The organism is Pseudomonas sp. Pc102, assembly GCF_018408275.1.
GTDB classification, from domain to species: domain Bacteria; phylum Pseudomonadota; class Gammaproteobacteria; order Pseudomonadales; family Pseudomonadaceae; genus Metapseudomonas; species Metapseudomonas tohonis.
This window is the reverse complement of sequence record NZ_AP021905.1, coordinates 6,549,008-6,569,411: the sequence shown is the minus strand read 5'-3', so window position 1 is coordinate 6,569,411 and position 20,404 is coordinate 6,549,008. Positions and strand designations below refer to the sequence as shown.

Below are 20,404 nucleotides of genomic sequence, written 5' to 3'. Positions count from 1 at the left end.
CCCATGAAAAACGGGGCCATTGGGCCCCGTTCTTCATTTCAGCTGGCGCTTATGCCCGGGCTCATTCCCCCGGGATGTCCTTGCGCAGCTTGACCGGGTCTTCCTTGCGCCCGCGCGCGGTGCGCATGCGGATGTTCAGCGCTTCCACGGCCAGGGAGAAGGCCATGGCGAAGTAGACGTAGCCCTTGGGCACGTGGACTTCGAAGGACTCGGCGATGAGCACGGTACCGACCACCACCAGGAAGGACAGCGCCAGCATCTTCAGGCTCGGGTGCTTGTCGATGAAGTCGCTGATGGTGCCGGCGGCGGCCATCATCACCAGCACGGCGACGACGATCGCGGCGACCATCACCGGCACGTGGGACACCATGCCCACGGCGGTGATCACCGAGTCCAGGGAGAACACGATGTCGATGATGGCGATCTGGATGATGGTGCCGATGAAGTTGCGCGCGGCGCCGCCGGCCTGCGGCTGCTCGGCTTCGTCCTCGCCTTCGAGGCTGTGGTACATCTCGGTGCTGCTCTTCCACAGGAGGAACAGGCCGCCGAAGAACAGGATCAGGTCGCGCCCGGAGATGCCCTGGCCGAAGACGTGGAACAGGTCGGCGGTGAGCCGCATGATCCAGGTGATCGACAGCAGCAGGAGGATGCGGGTGACCATCGCCAGCGCCAGGCCGAAGAAGCGGGTGCGTGCCTGCATGTGCGGCGGCATGCGGCCCACGAGGATGGCGATCATGATGATGTTGTCGATGCCCAGGACGATCTCCAGGGCAGTCAGGGTGAAGAAGGCGACCCAGATTTCCGGGCTGGTCAGCCATTCCATGATGCGGATTCCTCGTGTGTTTCAGCGGTCAGGGGGTTGGAGCACGCCGAAGCCGGAACGTGCGCAGGCGCATTTCCGGCTTCGGCGAGGGCGCGTCGCCTGCGGTTCAGTGTGTACCGAACAGCGGGAACACGCCGAGTAACAGTGCGGCGAGCAGGATACACAGACAGATCATTACCGCCCACTTCAACGTGAAGCGCTGGTGGTCGCCGAATTCGATCTTCGCCAGGCCCACCAGCAGGTAGGTGGAAGGCACCAGCGGACTGAGCAGGTGCACCGGCTGGCCTACGATGGAGGCCCGCGCCATCTCCACCGGGCTGATGCCGTAATGGGCCGCCGCCTCGGCGAGCACCGGTAACACGCCGTAATAAAAAGCGTCGTTGGACATGAAGAAGGTGAACGGCATGCTCACCAGCGCCGTGATCACCGCCATGTAGGGCCCGAGGGATGGCGGGATCACCGCCAGCAGGCTCTTGGACATGGCTTCCACCATGCCGGTGCCGGTGAGGATGCCGGTGAAGATGCCGGCGGCGAAGATCAGGCCCACCACCGCCAGCACGTTGCCGGCATGGGCCGCGACGCGCTCCTTCTGCTGCTGCAGGCAGGGGTAGTTGATGATCATGGCGATGCTGAAGGCGATCATGAACAGCACCGGCAGCGGCAGCAGGCCGGCGATCAGCGTGACCATCAGGGCAGCCGTCAGCGCCGCGTTCACCCACAGGAGTTTCGGCCGGCGCGCTTCCGGGTACTGGGAGACGCTGATCTCGTCGTGGCGGGTCGGCTCGTCCGGGAGGTGCAGCACGCCGAGGCGGGCGCGCTCGCGCTTGCCATAGGCCCAGGCCAGGCCGAACAGGGCCAGGGAGCCGGCGATCATGGCCGGAATCATCGGCACGAAGATGTCCGACGGGTCCACGTGCAGGGCGCTGGCGGCGCGGGCGGTGGGGCCGCCCCAGGGAGTCATGTTCATGATGCCGCCGGCGAGGATGATCAGCCCCGCCATGATCAGCGGGCTCATGCCCAGGCGGCTGTAGAGCGGCAGCAGCGCAGCCACGCAGATCATGTAGGTGGTGGCGCCGTCACCGTCGAGGGAGACGATCAGCGCCAGCGCGGCGGTGCCCACCGAGACCTTCAGCGGGTCGCCCTTGACCAGGCGCAGGATGGCGCGCACGGCGGGGTCGAACAGCCCGGAGTCGATCATCAGGGCGAAGTAGAGGATGGCGAACATCAGCATCACGCCGGTGGGCGCGAGCTTGCCGATGCCCTCCAGCATCATCGGGCCGATGCCGGCCGCGAAGCCGCCGAGCAGGGCGAAGGCGATGGGGACGATGATCAGCGCGATCAGCGCGGACAGGCGCTTGGTCATGATCAGGTACATGAAGGTCATGACCATGGCGAAGCCGAGGAAGGTCAGCATGGGGAATCTCCGGACGAGGGCGAGGGCGGGGCTGGATCAGCGCGCGGGTCGGGTACGGAGAGGGGGCGGAACGAGGCCGTTGAGGCAGCAGGAGCGGAGCATGGCAATCACCCATCTTGTTGTTGTCGGGGTTGCCGGGTGGAGCGGGTGCAGCACCCGGCGGCCGGTCTTCGCCGGCGGTGGGGCGATGCTAAGGGGCGAAGCTTTCAGCCAGCTTTCGCCGGGAATCGGCGGCGAACGTGCCGCGAATTCCAGACGGGCGGCGCTCAGAGCGTACGGGCGAGGATTGCCTCGGCCAGTGCCCGGTCGTTATGCCCGGCCAGCTCGCTACGCTGTCGCAGCAGCTGCAGCGCGCTTTCCAGCTGGGCGCCACGGATGGCACCGTCGCTGGCGAGGAAACTCGCCGCATCGTCACGCGCCAGGGCCAGCCTGGGCTCGCCGCCGCCCATGGAGCGCACGCTCAGGGTGGTAATGAAGAAGGGCGAAAGCGTGAGGATCGCCGCGTAGGCCGACCCCAGCAGAAGCGGGTTCTCCTGCTCGATGTCCGCCAGCGCCGGCTGGAGCGCCAGGCAGGGCAGCAGCCCAATGAGCCAGCGGGCCTTCATGCCATGGCCTGCAGCAGGGCCAGTATCAGCACCAGGGTGGCGCCGGAGAGCAGCGTCTGCAGGGTGATGATCCCCGCCATCAGGTGGCCGTCGCCGCCCAGCTGGCGGGTCAGCACATAGGCGGTGGGGGCGGTCGGCAGGGCGAAGAATAGCACCAGGATGCTGCTCTCCATCGCCGGCAGGCCGAGCAGGCGTGCCACGGCGAAGGCCAGGGCGGGCATGGCCAGCAGGCGCGCCGCGCAGTTCCACCCCAGGGCCGGCAGCTCGCCACCCAGCTCGCGGGGCTGCAGCGCCGCACCGACGCAGAGCAGGCCCAGGGGCAGGCTGGCCACCGCCAGCAGGTTGAGCAGCCGGTCGATGCCGCCACCCAGGCCGAACCCGGCAAGGTTGTAGGCGGCGCCGGCGAGGCAGGCGAGGATCAGCGGGTTCTTCGCCATCGGCAGCAGCAGGCCCCGGGCGCTGACGCCGCGCTCGGCGGTGAGCGACCACACCGACAGCAGGTTCACCGTCGGCACCATCAGCGCCAGCATCAGCGCGGCGATGGCCAGGCCCTCCTTGCCGAACAGGCTGCCGATGGCCGCCAGCCCCAGGTAGGTGTTGAAGCGCAGCACGCCCTGGGTGATGGCGCCGAAGCGTGCCGCCGGCCAGCCCATCACGCGGCGGGCCAGCAGCAGGACGGCCCAGCCGACGCCCAGGCCCAGCAGCACCGCCAGGGCCAGGCGCGGCAGCGCGGGGTTGTCCAGCGGCGCCGTGGCCAGGCTGCTGAACAGCAGCGCAGGGAAGAGGATGAAGTAGTTCAGGCGCTCGGCGGCGGGCCAGAAGGCATCGCCGGGGAAGCCCTTCAGGCGCAGCGCGTAGCCGCCGACGATCAGGGCGAAAAGGGGCCAGAGGGCTGCAAGCAGTGCGGTCACATCGGGTTCCGGTGGTCCGGTCGGGAGGCGGCCATCTTGTGCAACGCCGCGCACATCCGCAAGCCGACCATTGGCCGATGCGCCTTGCAGCGACTAGGTTTTCCCACTGCACAGGAGGACGTACCCATGACCCAGGTCCATATGGGCGGCTGCCATTGCGGGCGGCTGCGCTACCGCATCGAAGCCCCGCTCACCGATATCGCCCACTGCCACTGTTCGGACTGCCGGCGCACCACCGGCGGCATCGTCACCACCTGGATCACCGTGCCGCTGGCGTCCTTCACCTGGACCCGTGGCGAGCCGGCGCAGTACCACTCCTCCCCCGGCTGCTCGCGCTATTTCTGCGGCGGCTGCGGCTGTCTGCTCGGCCTCTTCACCCAGCAGGCCCCGGGCACCATGGACGTGACCATCGCCACCCTGGACGACGTGGCCGAGGCCCTGCCGGACCGCCACATCTGGGTGCGCAGCCGGCTGCCCTGGCTGCACCTGGACCCGGGCCTGCCGGAGGAGCAGGAAGAGAAGCTGTGAGGGGCGAGCGCCGCCCTCAACTGAGCACGGCGACCCGGGGCAGGTCGGCGTAGGGCACCCACAGCCGCCCCTGCCACTCCAGCACGCTCACCTGATGGCCCTCGCTGACGAGCTGCCGGCGGCGGGGCTGGGCGAGGTCGCCGCGTTCTTCGCTGCGCAGGGTCAGGACCACCTCGTGGGTCAGCCAATGGCGGATGCAGCGGTTCTCCGGGTGGTAGTAGTGGATGAGCGTGGCGTACACGGCGGACTCGCTGATCAGCAGGCCGTGCTCCAGCGCGCCTTCGGCATCGAGGAACCAGGCCCACTGCCATTGATCGGCATCAAGGTTGTTGCGGACCCGCTCCTCCAGCGGGTGCTGCATTAGTCGGCCGAGGTCGCGCACGCTGAACCAGGCCTGGTCGTCGAGCAGGAAGGCACGCAGCTGACGACGGTGGCGGATGAAAATGCGGGGGTAGAGGGTTGGGGTGTCAGGGGACTGTGCCTGATCGGCTTGGGATGACTCCATCATCGAATGGCTCCTGTGAGTTCGTTGAATGCCACCCCTGTTGAGAGGGTGGCCGGGCACTTCAACACCGCTCACAGACGGCCCGCAGATTTCCCCCCGAAGGAGTCTTTTATTGCTGCGCGCTACCCGGCCATGACACTGACCGCCGCGCTGTCGGGGACGGTAGCCGCTGTGAGAGGTGTGTTGAGCACCGGCGGCGACACTAGGGAGCCAAAAGCGCGCAAACAACGGGATCACAGGGGAATCGGATTGTACGGAGGCGATCCAATCCGATTCCTGCACCGTCTTCATCCGGTTGTGTAGGAAAGGGCGTAAAGATGCTTAGTGAGGATGTGGATAAGTCTGGCGACGTAACGACCTGCTGGGCACTGCTTCTGCGTAGGGCGGGTGAAACCCCGAAGGTCCTGTGCACGGAACGCCGGTTCGCACCCGAGCTACGGGGCTCATGCCACGGCGTGGCCGCTCCCCGTAGGGTGGGTAGAGCGGAGCGAAACCCACGCGGATGGTTTTCGGCGCAAGTCATTCCCTATCGGCCTGCGCCTTGATCGTAGGGTGGGCTTCAGCCCACCGGTGGGGCTGGACGTGGGGCAAAGCCGTCAGGGCAGCTCGAGCCCGCCGGCGTCCTTGTGCAGCTGGCGCAGGTGGGCGCTGAGCTGGTCGAGGTTGAGTTGCACGGCGTCCAGCTCGGCGAGGATGCGCGGGTCGATCAGGTGGCGCACTTCGCGGTCGAGGTCGTCGGTGAGGCTGCGCAGCTTCTGCTGGCGGCTGCTGCTCTCGGCCTCCAGGCGCTGCCACTCGCTGGCCTGGGGCAGGCCGTAGCCGCCTTCGAGCATGTCCGCCGGGCGGCTGAGGAAGCCGCTGTTGGCGAGGATCTGCTCCAGGGTGCCGCCGGCCCTGGAGAACTCGGCATTGCCGAGCTTCTCGCGGCTGTCGAGGTAGCGGCGCTTGAGTTCGTCCTGGGCCAGCAGCATCTGCTTGCGCATGGCCGCCTGCTCCAGCAGCAGCAGGGCGGCGCTGGCGCGCAGGTCGGCGTCGGCGATCCAGGGTCGGCGCCGGTCGGCGGGCAGGTCGAGCCAGGTCTCGACATCGGCCTGGGGCAGGGCCAGGCGCTCGCGGGCGATGGCGAACATGGCCTGGTAGCGGTCGCGGAAGGAGTCGAAGCGGTAGCCCAGGCGCAGGGCTTCCTTCGGGTCGCGCAGCGGTTGCGGGTCGGCCACGCCACGCCCTTCGAGCAGGGCCAGCAAACCGTTGGGCATGATGCTGTCGAGATCCGCCAGGCGCGGGTCGGCGGTGCCGCTGCGCAGCAGCTTGAGGGTCTCCACCGCGCAGTTGTTGGAGAGGAACCAGTAGTCGCCGTCGTAGCTCCAGTGCATCTCGGTGGCGCGCTCCACCAGGCGCTCCACCTGGTCGCGGTCGAGCTTGAGCGGCACCGAGGCGAGGCTGCGCATTTCGACCTTGGTGTATTCGTCGATCACCTGGGACAGCGGCAGGACGAACAGGCGCGAGGGGTAGGCGCCGGTGAGGCCGTCCCAGCTGGAGAGCTGCACGTCGCCGACGAAGGCGCGATAGGACAGCACCAGGTGCTGGTCGAGGTCGAGGCGGCAGTCCGGGCCGCGCGGTCGGCCGGGGGCGCAGATGACCAGGCGCAGCATGCTGTGGCCCCAGCGGCTGACCCAGTTGTCGTTGGCTTCGGCGAACAGGTAGTCCACTTCGTAGACCCGCTCGGGGTCGAGACGGCCCAGGGGTTCGCGCCCGAAGTCGCGCCCGGCGTTGAGGTAGGCCAGCTCCCCGGCGCACTCGGCCTGCTGCGCGGGGGCCCAGCCGAAATGCTGGCGCAGGTAGCGGTAAAGCGCCGGGCGGCGGCAGGCGAAGGCGGGGTCGAGGAGGAAGTACTCCATGTTCACCGCGACGAACTCGCGCGGGTTGCTCAGCTCGTAGAGATCCGGGCTGCGCGCGACCTGGTGGTTCTCCGCCTCGCGGTCACCGCGCCGGCCGACCTGTTGCGGCCAGCCGGCGAGGTCGAGCAGGCGCGGGTCGTCGCTGAGGCTGAAGCGCCGCGCCACCTGCCCCCGGCATTCGCCACGCTGCCCCACCAGCCCGGTGCTGTCGGCCGCCAGGCCACAACGGAACTGCAGGCTGCGCTCGGCCGGGGTACGCCAGCGGGCGCGGTCGTAGAGGTGGGTGAGTTCGTGGAGCACGGTGGCCAGCAGTTCGCGGCGCACGGTGCCGTGTGGGCGGCGGGTTTTTTCCTGCGCGGCGCTGCCATCGGCCAGCTCCGGCAGCAGGGCGCGGTTGAGGTCGAGGGCGTCGATGCGGGTGGCGCGGCCGTAGGCGTTGTCGGGCAGGTCATCGGCCCAGGTGACCTCGACGCGGCGGTCGAGGCGCTGGACGAAGCTCGGTGGCAGGGCGGCGAGGGCTTCATCCAGCAACGCTTGGCTGGCCTGGCGCTGGGGCGCGCTCAGGCCGTCACTGTTCAGGTCCAGTTGCAGCTCGGCCCGAACTGTTGCGCTCGCCAGCAATCCCGCCAGGCAAACCCAGCGCAGGACAGTGGGCAGGCGCACGGCCAAGACGGCGGTCAGAGGGTGATCAGAGCGCGAGAATGGCCTGGGCCAGGGCCTCGTCGCTGGCGTCGCGGGCCTCCGGCAGGCGCTCGCGCAGGGTGCTGAAGGCGGCCTCCAGCTGGACGCCGCGGATGTCGCCTGCGCTGGCGACGAAGCTGGCGGCATCGTCGCGGGCTTCGCGGATCACCTTCATGTCGCGGATCGAGGTGGTGGTATCGGAGGTGAAGTCGATGCTGCGGCCGAAGGCGCGGACGATGATGTTGCTGGTGGCAACCAGGGTCTGTGCCTGGACGGCGCCGGCGACGAGGGTGAGGGCGGTGGCGGCGGCAATCAGCGTGCGACGCATTGGATCTCTCCGAAGGTGAAAACTGTACGGGTTATTGGACGGAAAACCCCTGGCGCAGTTCAAACCGAGCGAAGCGGCGCAGGAGGTTGCCGGGCCCGGGGCGCGGCGGGCGCCAAGGCTAGCGGAATGCGGGGTTCACGGCCAGGGCCGGCAGGCGCGGGGAGCGCCCGCCGGGAGGGGCGTCACAGGGCGAGGATGGCCTGGGCCAGTTGCAGGTCGCTGGCCTGCAGCTGCGGCTGGACGCTGCGGATGTGCACGAGGGCGGCCTCCAGGCGCGCGCCACGGATGTCGCCTGCGCTGGCGACGAAGCTGGCGGCGTCGTCACGGGCGGCGAGGACGAGCTTGTCGTCGCGCAGGGAAGAGGTGACGTCCGAGGTGGCATCGAAGGTGGCGCCGACGGCACCGACGACGGCATCGGTGGTGACCACGAAGCTGGTGGCCGAGGCGCTGGTGGCCAGGGCCAGCAGTGCGGCTGCGCCGAGCAGGCGGGAGAGGGACATGGGAATAACTCCTGTGCGGGACTAAGGGCGCTGCACGCGCAGCGCCCCGTGGTGTAGAGCCTAGCGAAGCGGCGGGAGTCGTTCCAGTGGTGGCACGCGTGGTGTCCGCGCCTAGCGCCAGAAGGGCTTGTCCAGCTCCTGGCTGCGGTCGCACTCGCTGAGCCCGATGTCCGCCAGTTGCTGCGCGTTCAACTGTGCCAGCTGGTAGCGGGTGCGCATGTTGCGCTGCCATTCGGCCACGCGGGCGAACAGGCGGATGGCCAGCGGGGTGCGTTGCAGGGACGGGGCGGCGGGGGCAGGGGAAACGAAGCTGCGTTCCATGGCGGTCTTCCTTCCCGCGTCTGGGCGGGTTCGGGTTATGGGAGACCATGTTCGCGCGCCGGGGCGCGTGGCGGCAGGGACAGCGGGGCGCAATTGTAGGGGGTCAGTGCCCCAACTTGGCCAACTGTACCGGCCCTATCGGGCCGCGCTGTTACGCAGGTTTCCGGGCCCCGAAAAAACGAAACCCGCCGGCGATACCTCTGCGGCGGGTTCTGTCAGGTGTTGCAGTGCGGCTGGCGCCGCTTCGGGCTTAGCGCCAGAAGGGCTTGTTCAGCTCCAGTTCGCGCTGCGCCTCGCTGATGCCGGCATCGGCCAGCAGGCGGGAGTCGAGCATCGCGAGCTGATGGCGGCTGGAGATGCGACGCTGCCACATCAGCAGGGTGGAGATGACGCGCAGCGGCCAGGAGGCCTTGGCGCTGGATTCGGAGGAGCTGAGGATCAGGTCGGAACTGAGGGTACGTTCCATGGTGGCGCTTCCTTCCCGCTTGTGGCGGGGCTAGAGGGGTTTGTCTGGTGCCTATTTTCTGTCCAGAACAAACGACCCAGTAGTCACAGCTGATTGAAATTGTACGGGTAGTACTGAGCAAGCTAACTAACTGTGCCTGCGAAATTTCCATCAGCTGTATTGGTGCCCCGTTGAAACCCTCGGCGAACGACGGGAAACCGGATTTTTCACTGCCGAAGCGAACTTCGGCAGGGATTGGCAGCAGTACAGTTGGCCTTTTACCGGAAGCTGTTTTTTGACCTGTTCGTCAGCAAAACGCCCGCTGTACCGATTCAGCTGGCGATCATGCGCCCGGTTTCTTCCAGGTTGATGTGCCAGTCCATGGCTTCGCGCAGCAGATGGGGGGTGTGCCCGCCCTTGGCGCAGGCGCGCTCGAAGTAGTCGTCCAGTGCGGCGCGGTAATCCGGGTGCACGCAGTGGTCGATGATCGCCCGGGCGCGTTCGCGCGGGGCCAGGCCGCGCAGGTCGGCCAGGCCCTGTTCGGTGACGAGGATGTCGACGTCGTGCTCGGTGTGATCGACATGGCTGACCATGGGCACGACGCTGGAGATGGCGCCGCCCTTGGCGATGGACTTGGTGACGAAGATGGCCAGGTGGGCGTTGCGGGCGAAGTCCCCCGAGCCGCCGATGCCGTTCATCATCTTCGTGCCACCGACGTGGGTGGAGTTGACGTTGCCGTAGATGTCGAACTCCAGGGCGGTGTTGATGCCGATGATGCCCAGGCGCCGCACCACTTCGGGGTGGTTGGAGATCTCCTGCGGGCGCAGCACGAGCTTGTCCTTGTAGCGTTCGAGGTTGCCGAAGACATCGGCGTTGCGGCGCGCGGAGAGGGTGATGGAGCTGCCGGAGGCGAAGCGCAGCTTGCCGGCGTCGATCAGGTCGAAGGTGGAGTCCTGCAGCACCTCGGAGTACATGCTGAGGTTCTGGAAGGGCGAGTCGATCAGCCCGCACATCACGGCGTTGGCGATGCTGCCGATGCCGGCCTGCAGGGGCGCCAGGCTGTTGGACAGGCGCCCGGCCTCCACTTCGCGGGCGAAGAAGCCGATCAGGTGGTCGGCGATGGCCTGGGTCTCGGCATCCGGCGGCAGCACGGTGGAGAGCGAGTCCGGCTGTTCGGTGAAGACGATGGCGGCGATCTTCTCCGGGGGGATCGGGATGGCGGTGGTACCGATGCGGTCGTCCACGCGGGTCAGGGGGATGGGCGTGCGGGTCGGCCGGTAGGTGGGGATGTAGACGTCGTGCAGGCCTTCGAGGTTGGTGTCGTGGGCCAGGTTGATCTCGACGATCACGCGCTTGGCGAAGATGGCGAAGCTGGCGGAGTTGCCCACGGAGGTGGTGGGCACGATGTGGCCTTCCTCGGTGATGGCCACGGCCTCGATGACGGCGATGTCCGGCAGCTTGAGCTGGTGGTTGCGCAGCTGTTCGACGGTTTCCGACAGGTGCTGGTCGATGAACATGACGCTGCCGTCGTTGATCGCCTTGCGCAGGGTGCTGTCCACCTGGAAGGGCATGCGCCGGGCCAGCACGCCGGCTTCGGTGAGTTGCTTGTCGAGGTCGTTGCCCAGGCTCGCCCCGGTCATCAGGGTGATCTGCAGCGGCTGCTGCCTGGCGCGCTCGGCCAGCGCCCGGGGCACCGCCTTGGCCTCGCCGGCGCGGGTGAAGCCGCTCATGCCGATGGTCATGCCGTCTTCGATGAGGGACGCGGCATCGGCCGCACTCATTACCTTGCCCAGCAGCGAGGGCAGGCGTACGCGATCAGGGTGCATGGGGGAACCTCGGGCAACGGGGGGAACGAGCCGCGCAGTCTAGGGGCTCCGAGGGCCGCCGCCTTCTATACCAAGGTCGAAGACCGGGTAGGGGTGAGGCAAGCGAGCGGGGCGCGGCCATGGGCATGGGAGCGAATTCATTCGCGATCCGGCGTGGCTCGGTGATGGGTTTCGCTTCGCTCTACCCATCCTGCGGTGTGGCCCTGTGTTCCCTGGTACCCATAAAAGAAAACCCCGGCACTGGGCCGGGGTTTTCGGTGGTGCGGGGCAGGGGTCAGTCGACCGCCTTGACCATGTCTTCGATGACCTTCTTGGCGTCGCCGAAGACCATCATGGTCTTGTCGAGGTAGAACAGTTCGTTGTCCAGGCCCGCGTAGCCGCTGGCCATCGAGCGCTTGTTGACGATCACGGTCTTGGCCTTGTAGGCCTCGAGGATCGGCATGCCGGCGATCGGCGACTTCGGATCGTTCTTCGCGGCCGGGTTGACCACGTCGTTGGCGCCGAGCACCAGGACCACGTCGGCCTGGCCGAACTCGGAGTTGATGTCTTCCATCTCGAACACCTGCTCGTAAGGCACTTCGGCCTCGGCCAGCAGGACGTTCATGTGGCCCGGCATACGGCCGGCGACCGGGTGGATCGCGTACTTCACGGTCACGCCACGGTGGGTCAGCTTCTCGGCCAGCTCCATCAGCGCGTGCTGGGCACGGGCCACCGCCAGGCCGTAGCCGGGGACGATGATGACGGTGTCGGCGTTGGTCAGCAGGAAGGCCGCGTCGTCGGAGGAGCCCGACTTCACAGGGCGCTGTTCCTTGCTGCCGGTGGCGGCGCCGGCATCCGCATCGGCACCGAAGCCGCCGAGGATGACGTTGAAGAACGAGCGGTTCATCGCCTTGCACATGATGTAGGAGAGGATCGCGCCCGAGGAGCCCACCAGCGAACCGGCGATGATCAGCATCGAGTTGTTCAGCGAGAAGCCGATACCGGCCGCCGCCCAGCCCGAGTAGCTGTTGAGCATCGACACCACCACCGGCATGTCGGCGCCACCGATCGGGATGATGATCAGCACGCCGATGACGAAGGCCAGGGCCACCAGCAGGGCGAAGGCGCGGATGTCACCGGTGAAGGTGAAGTACAGGCCCAGGCCGAGGATCGCCAGGCCGACCGCCAGGTTGACCATGTGCTGGCCCTTGAACACCACCGGGGCACCCTGGAACAGGCGGAACTTGTACTTGCCCGAGAGCTTGCCGAAAGCGATCACCGAACCGGAGAAGGTGATGGCACCGATGGCTGCGCCAAGGAACAGTTCCAGGCGGTTGCCTTTCGGAATGGCGTCGCCCAGTGCGGCGACGATACCCAGGGACTGGGGCTCGACGACGGCGGCGATGGCGATGAACACGGCGGCCAGGCCGATCATGCTGTGCATGAAGGCGACCAGCTCCGGCATCTTGGTCATTTCGACGCGCTTGGCCATGACCGAGCCGGTGGTGCCGCCGACCAGCAGGCCGACGATGACGTAGCCGATGCCCTGGGTGGCGAGCTCAGCGCCGAGCTTGTAGATCAGGCCGACGGTGGTGAACACCGCGATGGCCATGCCGATCATGCCGAACAGGTTGCCGCGACGGGACGTGGTCGGGTGCGACAGGCCCTTCAGTGCCTGGATGAAGCACACCGAGGCGACGAGGTAGAGAACAGTGATCAGGTTCATGCTCATGGTCAGTGCTTCTCCGCCGACGCCTTGGGCGCTTTCTTCTTGAACATTTCCAGCATGCGTCGGGTGACCAGGAAGCCACCGAAGACGTTGACCGCGGCCAGGGCCACGGCCAGGGTGCCCATGGCCTTGCCCAGCGGGGTGACGGTGAGGGCGGCGGCCAGCATGGCGCCGACGATCACGATCGCGGAGATGGCGTTGGTCACGGCCATCAGCGGGGTGTGCAGGGCGGGGGTCACGTTCCAGACCACGTGGTAGCCGACGTAGATCGCCAGCACGAAGATGATCAGGTTGTAGATGCCGTCAGAAATCATATCCATGTCCGCTGCCCCTTAGCCGTTGGTGCGGACGACTTGCCCGTCGCGGCACATCAGGCACGCGGCGACGATGTCGTCTTCGAGGTTGACGTGGAACTGGCCGTTCTTGTCGATGACCAGCTTGAGGAAGTCCAGCAGGTTGCGCGCATAGAGGGCCGAGGCATCCGCCGGCACCAGGGCCGCCAGGTTGCTGTAGCCGACGATGGTGACGCCGTGCTTGACCACCACCTGCTCGGCTTCGGTCAGCGGGCAGTTGCCGCCCTGTGCCGCCGCCAGGTCGATGACCACGGAGCCCGGCTTCATCTCGGCGACGGTCGCCTCGTGCAGCAGGGTCGGTGCCTTGCGGCCCGGGATCAGCGCGGTGGTGATGACAATGTCGGCCTGCTTGGCGCGCTCGTGCACGGCCTTGGCCTGGCGCTCCATCCAGGAGGCCGGCATCGGGCGGGCGTAACCGCCAACACCCTGGGCGCATTCGCGCTCTTCATCGGTCTCGAAGGGCACGTCGACGAACTTGGCGCCGAGGGATTCGATCTGCTCCTTCACCGCGGGGCGCACGTCGGAGGCTTCGATCACCGCACCCAGGCGCTTGGCCGTGGCGATGGCCTGCAGGCCGGCGACACCGGCACCGAGGATGAGGATGCGTGCGGCTTTGACGGTGCCGGCGGCGGTCATCAGCATCGGCATGAAGCGCGGGTAGTGATGCGCGGCCAGCAGCACGGACTTGTAGCCGGCGATGTTGGCCTGGGACGACAGCACGTCGAGGCTCTGGGCGCGGGAGGTGCGCGGCGCCGCTTCGAGGGCGAAGGCGGTGATGCCACGGGCATTCATGCGCGCGATGGTCTCGTTGCTGAACGGGTTGAGCATGCCGACCAGCACGGCGCCGGCCTTCATGAGGGCCAGTTCGGCGTCGGACGGGGCGACGACTTTCAGCACCAGGTCGGCACCGAAGGCGGCGGCGTCGCTGCCGAGGGTGGCGCCGACGGCTTCATAGGCCGCGTCGGTGATGCTGGCGCTGACGCCGGCACCGCTCTGGACGGTGACCTGATGGCCTTGGCCGATCAGTTTCTTGATGGTCTCGGGAGTCGCGGCTACCCGCGTTTCACCGGCCAGGGTTTCGAGAGGAACACCGATGTGCACGTAAATTCTCCTGCGTGATCGTTGTGATTGACCAGCGCACTACGTTGGCGCTCTGGCGGGGGCGGATCAGCACAAAACCGCTCGGTGCACTGGGTGCTGACCGGCGGGCGCGGCATTTTGCAGGCGAACCGCGAGTGCTTCAAGAAGTTCTGAAGTAAAACGCGGCAGTAACTACAAGTCACCAATTGACCGGGAAAACGGCCATTTGATTCAAAGCGCCGTCCGGACTGGCTGCGCAGCCTATCCGGAGGCCCTGTGGGCGGGGAATGACATCCCTGACATGAATGGATGTCCATCAGGCCATGCCCGACCCACCGGGAGGCCGCGACATCCTGCCGTCATTGGCGGCGCGACTGTTAGTCAGCGTTTTTTATAGTTGCCATAAGTGTCTGGAAAACGGGGCTTCTGTAGCTTTGATGAATATTTGACTACAGGGTCAAATATCGCCGAAAAGCCCGTTCCAGAGGGGGAAGTGCAGGACGGGCGGGCGCGCCCTGTGGTGGATTGTCGCGGTTGCGCCTCAAACCAGCAGGCCGAGGCTCTTGGCGCGCATCACCGCCTGGGTGCGGCGCTTCACGCCGAGCTTGCTGTTGATCTTCTTGGTGTGGGTTTTCACCGTGTTCACCGAGATGAACAGGTAGCTGCCGATCTCCTGGTTGGAGAAACCCTCGGCGAGCAGCTGCAGGACCGAGCGTTCGCGCTGGCTGAGCAGGTTGCTGTGGTCGCCCGTGCCCGCCGTGCCGCTGCGCTCGCCGGTCTGGCCGGCGGCGGGCCACTCCTGCAGCAGGCCCTGCATGCCGAGGTGGGCGGCCTGTTGGCGAGCCTCGCGCTCCAGGTTGGCGGCATCCCCCTGGCCGAGCCAGCGGGCCGCCTCGGCCAGCGCCAGGCCGACTTCGCAGGCCAGCGGTCGGTACTGGAGGAATTCGCAGCGCTGCAGCAGTGGGCGCAGCATCGCCTCGGCCTGTTCGGCGCGGCCCGCCGCCAGGTGCCCCCGGGCCAGCAGGAGCAGGTTGCGCAACGGCAGGGTGGGGTAGTCCAGCGGTGGCATCCAGGGGCTGTCGCCCTCGAAGTAGCGCTGGATGCGCAGGCCCACCGGCTCGACGCGGTCCCAGCGCTGCTGCCGGGCGAGCACGCGCATGCTCTGCAGGCTGAGCACGCCGTTGAAGGACAGGCGCCAGACCTGGCGGCAATGCATTTCCCGTTCGGCATCACGCAGGTGGACGAAGGCCTGGTCGAACTCGCCGCGCCGCGAGCGGAGTTCGGCAAGGCCGAGGTAGCCGTGCAGGGCGAAGGGGTCGGCGCATTCCAGGGCCTGTTCCAGGCCGATGCGCAGTTCCGTCTCGGCGTCGTCGAGGCGGCCGTGGATCAGGTGCAGTTCGCCCTGGATCAGGTGCAGGCGGCCGAGCAGCAGGCCGTCCACCGCCTTGCGCTGGCCGATCAGGGCGAAGCTCTGGGTGACCAGCCCCTGGGCGCGGGCGAACTCGCCGCGCAGCAGCAGCAGGCGGGTGCGGTCGAGGTTGATCAGGGTTTCGAACAGCAGGCTGCCCTGGCGCCGGGCGATCTCCAGGGCGTCGTGCAGGCGCACCGGGGCGAGGTCGGGCTGGCCGCTGGCCATGGCGATGCGGGCGAGGGCGGAGTGGCACAGCAGGATCGGCATCCAGTCCCGCTCGGGCAGGTGCTCCAGGGCTTGCTGGCAGTGCAGCGCGGCGTCCTGACCGGGGCGGCCGCGCAGGGCGCCGAGCACGCCGTGCAGGGCCTGCCAGTTGGCCAGCAGCTTGCGGTTGCGGCGGGCATCGGCCTGGGGCAGGAAGCGGCCGAGCTTGTGGATGCAGTCCTCGGCTTCGTCCAGGCGCCAGGCCAGCAAGAGCGCCCAGGCGTTGAGGGTGAGCAGGCGCGGCGTGCTCTCCAGCAGCAGCGGCGGCAGGCGGCCGCGCCAGGCGAGCAGGTGGGCGAGGTGCTGCTCGCCGGTGAGCCATTCCTGGCCGAGGTGTTCGAGGTAGTTGGCGGCGACTTCCGGTTGCCCGGCGCAAAGCGCTTGTTCGATGGCGTCTTCCACCTGGCCGGCGGCGATGAACACCCGGCACGCAGCCAGGTGCAGGTGGGCCGCGGCGGTGGCCGAGATGCGGTTGCGCAGGACCTTGGCCACCGCGGGCAGCACGCGGTACCAGTGGCCGTCCTCGTCCAGCGGCATGCAGAAGGCCTGGCGGGCGAGCAGGCGCGAGAACAGTTCGGCGCCGTCGCTTTCCTCCCACAGCTGGCGGCACAGTTCGGCGGAGACCTTGGGCAGGTGGACCAGCGCGAACAGGCAGCGGGCTTCCTCGTCACCCAGGCGCGCGAGCAGTTCGTGGTCGAGGTATTCCTTCAGCCAGCAATGGCTGGCGGCGGCAGCGGTGCCGGGGCCGTGCGGGTGATTGCGGCTGGACAGCTGCAGGCGGGCGCCGGCGCACCAGCCTTCGCTCTCCTGCCAGAGTTCCTCGCGCTGGGCGTCGCTGGCCTGGGGAGCGAGCTGGTCGACCAGGCGCTCCAGTTCGTCGCGGGCCAGGGCCAGGTGGGTGGCGTCCAGTTCCTGCAGTTCGCCGGCCAGCAGCAGGCGTGGCAGGTTCCAGTCCGGCCGCTGGCGGGCGCTGACCAGCAGCTGCAGGTTGGGCAGGGCGCGGGCGAGCAGTTGGTCGATGCAGGCATCGAGTGCTGCCGGGGGCTGGCTCGGGTAGTCGTCGAGCACGAGCCACAGCGGCTTGCCGCCGCCATCGAGCAGTTGCAGCAGGGCGAGCGGCGCGGGCAGGTCGGGGACCGGGCGCTGCAGGGCGCCGGCGATCTGCGCGATCAGCTGCTCGGGGTGCAGCGGCTGGCCGGCGAGGTTGAGCCAGAGCACCTGGCCGGGGTCGCGCAGGCCCAGCAGCAATTCGCTGAACAGCACGCTCTTGCCGAAGCCGGCCGGGGCGCAGAGCAGGCGCAGCCGGCTCTGTTCGGCGAGCAGGCGTTCGGTCAGCCGGGGGCGCGGCACATGGGCCGGCGGCAGGCGCGGGATGCTGGAGTGAGGGGCGCGAACGGACGGAACGCCGGAGCTGCTGCGGGGCATGGCGGTTCTCGCGGATGTTGTTGTTATGGGATGAACCGTGGTCATTGAGACTAGACCCAAGGCAGCGGCAGGTGAAGCGCTATGGCCGCGAATGATTGTGCGCCATAACGCAGCCCCGGAACGCGCGCGCCCCGGACATGCCGGGGCGCGGGTGGAGCGGGTGGATCAGCGGATGCCGGCGTTGCGCAGGGCGGCCGGGGTGTAGTCGGCGCCGCTGGCCTTGAAGCCGAATTCGGTGCCGTGTTTCTCCTCGTTCTTCAGGCCCAGGGCGATGTAGCGGCCGGCGATGATGTCGTACAGGGCCTCCAGGGTGTAGCCGGAGACCTGCTGGCCGTAGTGGTACTCGGCGTGGCCTTCGCCGACGCGCCACAGCTGGCCGCGACCGTCGTAGTGATCCACCAGGGCGACCTGCCAGCTGTCTTCATCGATGTACATGTGGCGCTTGGCGTAGATGTGGCGTTCGCCGGATTTCAGCGTGGCCTCGACTTCCCAGACACGGTGCAGCTCGTAGCGGGTCAGGTCCTGGTTGATGTGGCCGGCCTGGACGATGTCCTTGTACTTGAGGGAGGTGGAGTCGAGCTTGTAGCTGTTGTAGGGGATGTACATCTCCTTCTTGCCGATGAGCTTCCAGTCGTAGCGGTCGGGCGCGCCGGAGAACATGTCGAAGTTGTCGGCGGTGCGCATGCCGTCGGCGGCGGTGCCGGGGCCGTCGTAGGCGACCTGCGGCGCCCGGCGCACGCGACGCTGGCCGGCGTTGTAGATCCACGCCAGGCGCGGCTCCTTGACCTGGTCGATGGTCTCGTGGACCAGCAGCACGTTGCCGGCGAGGCGCGAGGGCGCGAGGACCCGCTGCTTGAAGTAGAGGAGGATGTTGGCGGCCTTGTCCTGGTCGAGGTCGCTCATGTCGCCGGGGAAGGCGACTTCGTCCTGGAACTGCACCGGGGAGAAGGAGCCGTTGGTTTGCGGGGTGACCTGCACCACCAGGCGCCGGGCGTTGCCGCCGCGGTAGCGGGTGATGTGGTTCCACAGCACCTGGACGCCGTCCTTGGGAATCGGGAAGGCGTAGTAGTGGCTGGCGGCGAAGTTGGACAGGCCGTTGCCGCCGTCCACCGGCTGGGTGTTGAGGGCGCTCTGCTTGGCGGCGGCGTAGATGGCGTCCGGCGCGGCGGCGGTGCGGTGGGTGGTGTAGACCGGGATCTTGTAGGTCTCGGGGTAGCGCTTGAACATCGCCAGCTGGCCTTCGGAGAGCTTGTCCTTGTACTGCGCGGCGTTGGCGGCGGTGATGGTGAACAGCGGCTTCTCGCTGGCGAAGGGGTCGGCGAGGAAGCCGTTGGCGTCGATGGCGGCCGCGTTCTTGGGCAGGCCCCCGGTCCATTCGGGGATGCTGCCATCGGCATTGCCGGCCTTCTCGGCGCCCAGCGGGGTGAGGCTGGTGCCGAGCTTGGCGGCCTCGTCGGGCGATACCGCGGCCATCACGGTGGCGGCCAGCAGGCTGAGGGCCAGCACACCGCCTTGCAGGATTCTTGTGGTTCTCATTGTGCGAGTCCTATGCGGTCGTTGATCAGAAGTTCAGGCCGAAACTGAGGGCGATGAAGTCGCGGTCAGTGGTGGTGTTGTAGTGGCCGCCGAAGAAGTCGGTGTAGCTGAGGCTGGCGGTGTAGGTGTTCTGGTATTCGGCGTTGAGGCCGAGGCTGATGGCCTTGCTGCCTTCGTTGAAGTTGGGGCCGTAGCCATCCACGTCATGGGACCAGGCGAGGCTGGGGGTGAGGTTGATGCCGGCGAAGACGTTGCTGTAGTCCAGGGCGGCGCGGGCGCGGTAGCCCCAGGAGCTGCTGGTGTAGAAGCCCTTGTCGTTGCACTCGCGCTGGGCCGGGCTGGTGGCGGTGAGCGCCAGGCAGGTGGCTTGCGAGGAGAGCTGGCCGGGGCCGTAGATCGGGTCGCGGCCGTAGCGCAGCGAGCCCATGTCGTCGTCGAGGCCGCCGATGTGGTTGTAGCCGACCTCGGCCACCAGGGTCAGGCGGCTGGCGCCCATGACCTGGTCGACGAACTGGGTGGCGGTGACCTGGGCCTGGGTGACGGGCTTGCGCTCGTAGCCGTGGAGGATGGCGCCGGCGGTGTTGCTGCCGTGGCCGCTTTCGAAGATCGGCGAGGAGGGGACGGCCAGGGCGGCGAAGGACAGGTCGGTGCTGTTGAGCTGCAGTGGCATGTTGGGGCGGAAGCTGAGCTCGCCGGCGACCGAGGTGCCTTCGATGTTGGTCTGGAAGCTCACGCCGTAGAGGCGGATGTCCTCGGGGTATTCGATGAAGTAGCGGGCACCCGGCGCGCCGGGGATGACCGCCAGGCTCGGGGTGGTGGTGCGGATGGTGCTGAACACCGGCCCGCGGCTGTGGTAGTTCATCGCATAGGCACCGAACTCGGTGTCGTTGAACTCCGGCACGAACCAGCGCAGGGCGACGCCGAACTGGCCGCTGTCGCGGGCGTCCTTGTCGCCGGCGCGGGGGATGTAGAGGGTGGCGCCGGTGTTGGTGGAGACGCCGGGCGGCAGGTCGGGGCCGTTGACGATGAGGCGGTCGGTGCAGCCGTCGGCGACCACGTCGGAGGTGGAGAAGAAGGTGCCGCAGTTGTCGGCGACCGTCTGGTCCCACTCCAGCTGGTAGAAGGCTTCGGCCGAGAGGCTGTCGGTCAGGCTCTGGGAGACGTAGATCATGTTGACCGGGATGAGGCCTTCCTTGATCTCGGCGCCGGGACGGCGGAAGGCGGCGGCGTCGATGGGGTTGATGCTGTTGATCGAGTTGCCGATGAAGGTGCTCTCGCCCCAGCTCACCACCTGCTTGCCGACGCGTACGCTGCCGGGCAGGTCGCCCAGGTTGTAGTTGTGGTAGATGAAGGCATCGAGGATCTGCGCGCCCGAGGACTTGGCGCCCTCTTTGCGGTTGTGGTCGTCGATGTCGTAGAACTCGCGGTGCTCGTCCTTCAGCTCGAAGTCGTACCAGTACTTGCCGCGGATGAAGACGCCGGTGTCGCCGTACTTCAGTTCGAGGTCATGGATGCCCTTGAAGATCTTCGAGAAGGTCTCGCCCTTCTTGAAGTTGAGGCGGCCGTCGTCGGAGGTGCGCGAGAGCGCTTCGCCACCGCTGGCGACGGAGATGAATTCCGGGTCCGGCGCGCGGGTGCCCCAGCTCGCGCCGACCGACAGCGATGAGTCGAACTGCGCTTCTATCTCCCCGATGTTGAAGGTGACGGCGAACGAGGGGGCGGTGAATCCCAGTGCCACGGCGGCGGCCAGCGCGTGCGGCCGGAAGATTCCGCGCATTGTTCTTGTTGTCATGCGGCTCTCCAGTGAAGGATGAAGGAGGCCTCATGCTAATCAGCCGAAAG

Annotated in this window: 18 protein-coding genes; 1 reads left to right on the top strand and 17 read right to left on the bottom strand. The window is 67.6% G+C overall.

The window, feature by feature from the left end; genetic code table 11:
- Positions 1 to 61: 61 nt before the first annotated feature.
- From PHLH3_RS29715 to PHLH3_RS29700, 4 genes are all read right to left on the bottom strand, one after another.
- The gene (locus PHLH3_RS29715; protein WP_213627291.1) at positions 62 to 823 is read right to left on the bottom strand and encodes a TerC family protein; all 762 of its coding nucleotides are present in this window, start codon (positions 821 to 823) and stop codon (positions 62 to 64) included.
- A 106-nt stretch (positions 824 to 929) separates the two neighbouring features.
- Positions 930 to 2,237: a CitMHS family transporter gene (locus PHLH3_RS29710; protein ID WP_213627289.1), complete on the bottom strand. Its 1,308-nt coding sequence runs from the start codon at positions 2,235 to 2,237 to the stop codon at positions 930 to 932.
- A gap of 266 nt (positions 2,238 to 2,503) precedes the next feature.
- Positions 2,504 to 2,842: a DUF2388 domain-containing protein gene (locus PHLH3_RS29705; protein ID WP_213627287.1), complete on the bottom strand. Its 339-nt coding sequence runs from the start codon at positions 2,840 to 2,842 to the stop codon at positions 2,504 to 2,506.
- A complete protein-coding gene (locus PHLH3_RS29700) occupies positions 2,839 to 3,753 on the bottom strand; it encodes an AEC family transporter (protein ID WP_213627285.1) in 915 nt (304 codons plus the stop codon). Before PHLH3_RS29700 ends, PHLH3_RS29705 begins: the two co-directional genes overlap by 4 nt.
- Positions 3,754 to 3,879: 126 nt before the next feature.
- Between PHLH3_RS29700 and PHLH3_RS29695 the strand changes: the two genes are divergently transcribed.
- Positions 3,880 to 4,281: a GFA family protein gene (locus PHLH3_RS29695; protein ID WP_213627283.1), complete on the top strand. Its 402-nt coding sequence runs from the start codon at positions 3,880 to 3,882 to the stop codon at positions 4,279 to 4,281.
- Positions 4,282 to 4,297: 16 nt separating this feature from the next.
- Here the strand turns inward: PHLH3_RS29695 and PHLH3_RS29690 are convergent, their stop codons facing one another.
- From PHLH3_RS29690 to PHLH3_RS29630, 13 genes are all read right to left on the bottom strand, one after another.
- Complete coding sequence (locus tag PHLH3_RS29690) at positions 4,298 to 4,789, bottom strand: Bro-N domain-containing protein (protein ID WP_244862957.1); 492 nt, start codon at positions 4,787 to 4,789, stop codon at positions 4,298 to 4,300.
- Between the two features lie 593 nt (positions 4,790 to 5,382).
- Entirely contained in the window at positions 5,383 to 7,341 is a 1,959-nt protein-coding gene (locus PHLH3_RS29685) for a DUF4105 domain-containing protein (protein ID WP_213630739.1), read from the bottom strand.
- Between the two features lie 31 nt (positions 7,342 to 7,372).
- Positions 7,373 to 7,693: a DUF2388 domain-containing protein gene (locus tag PHLH3_RS29680; RefSeq protein ID WP_173178206.1), complete on the bottom strand. Its 321-nt coding sequence runs from the start codon at positions 7,691 to 7,693 to the stop codon at positions 7,373 to 7,375.
- A 182-nt stretch (positions 7,694 to 7,875) separates the two neighbouring features.
- Complete coding sequence (locus PHLH3_RS29675) at positions 7,876 to 8,193, bottom strand: DUF2388 domain-containing protein (protein WP_213627281.1); 318 nt, start codon at positions 8,191 to 8,193, stop codon at positions 7,876 to 7,878.
- Between the two features lie 111 nt (positions 8,194 to 8,304).
- The gene (locus PHLH3_RS29670; RefSeq protein ID WP_213627279.1) at positions 8,305 to 8,514 is read right to left on the bottom strand and encodes a DUF1127 domain-containing protein; all 210 of its coding nucleotides are present in this window, start codon (positions 8,512 to 8,514) and stop codon (positions 8,305 to 8,307) included.
- 250 nt (positions 8,515 to 8,764) lie between these two features.
- Positions 8,765 to 8,980 carry a DUF1127 domain-containing protein gene (locus PHLH3_RS29665; RefSeq protein WP_111263305.1) on the bottom strand — a complete coding sequence of 72 codons (216 nt, stop codon included), beginning with the start codon at positions 8,978 to 8,980 and terminating at the stop codon, positions 8,765 to 8,767.
- 311 nt (positions 8,981 to 9,291) lie between these two features.
- Complete coding sequence (locus PHLH3_RS29660; RefSeq protein WP_213627277.1) at positions 9,292 to 10,785, bottom strand: acetyl-CoA hydrolase/transferase family protein; 1,494 nt, start codon at positions 10,783 to 10,785, stop codon at positions 9,292 to 9,294.
- A gap of 274 nt (positions 10,786 to 11,059) precedes the next feature.
- Positions 11,060 to 12,496 carry an NAD(P)(+) transhydrogenase (Re/Si-specific) subunit beta gene (locus PHLH3_RS29655; RefSeq protein WP_213627275.1) on the bottom strand — a complete coding sequence of 479 codons (1,437 nt, stop codon included), beginning with the start codon at positions 12,494 to 12,496 and terminating at the stop codon, positions 11,060 to 11,062.
- Between the two features lie 2 nt (positions 12,497 to 12,498).
- Positions 12,499 to 12,813, bottom strand: a complete 315-nt coding sequence (locus PHLH3_RS29650; RefSeq protein ID WP_021217425.1) for an NAD(P) transhydrogenase subunit alpha — start codon at positions 12,811 to 12,813, stop codon at positions 12,499 to 12,501.
- A 12-nt stretch (positions 12,814 to 12,825) separates the two neighbouring features.
- Positions 12,826 to 13,947: a Re/Si-specific NAD(P)(+) transhydrogenase subunit alpha gene (locus tag PHLH3_RS29645; RefSeq protein WP_213627273.1), complete on the bottom strand. Its 1,122-nt coding sequence runs from the start codon at positions 13,945 to 13,947 to the stop codon at positions 12,826 to 12,828.
- Between the two features lie 520 nt (positions 13,948 to 14,467).
- Positions 14,468 to 17,026: a LuxR C-terminal-related transcriptional regulator gene (locus tag PHLH3_RS30770; RefSeq protein WP_213627271.1), complete on the bottom strand. Its 2,559-nt coding sequence runs from the start codon at positions 17,024 to 17,026 to the stop codon at positions 14,468 to 14,470.
- Positions 17,027 to 17,191: 165 nt separating this feature from the next.
- The gene (locus tag PHLH3_RS29635) at positions 17,192 to 18,562 is read right to left on the bottom strand and encodes a DUF1329 domain-containing protein (protein ID WP_043243041.1); all 1,371 of its coding nucleotides are present in this window, start codon (positions 18,560 to 18,562) and stop codon (positions 17,192 to 17,194) included.
- 25 nt (positions 18,563 to 18,587) lie between these two features.
- On the bottom strand, positions 18,588 to 20,354 hold the full coding sequence (locus PHLH3_RS29630) for a DUF1302 domain-containing protein (RefSeq protein ID WP_213627270.1): 1,767 nt from the start codon (positions 20,352 to 20,354) through the stop codon (positions 18,588 to 18,590).
- Positions 20,355 to 20,404: the final 50 nt, after the last annotated feature.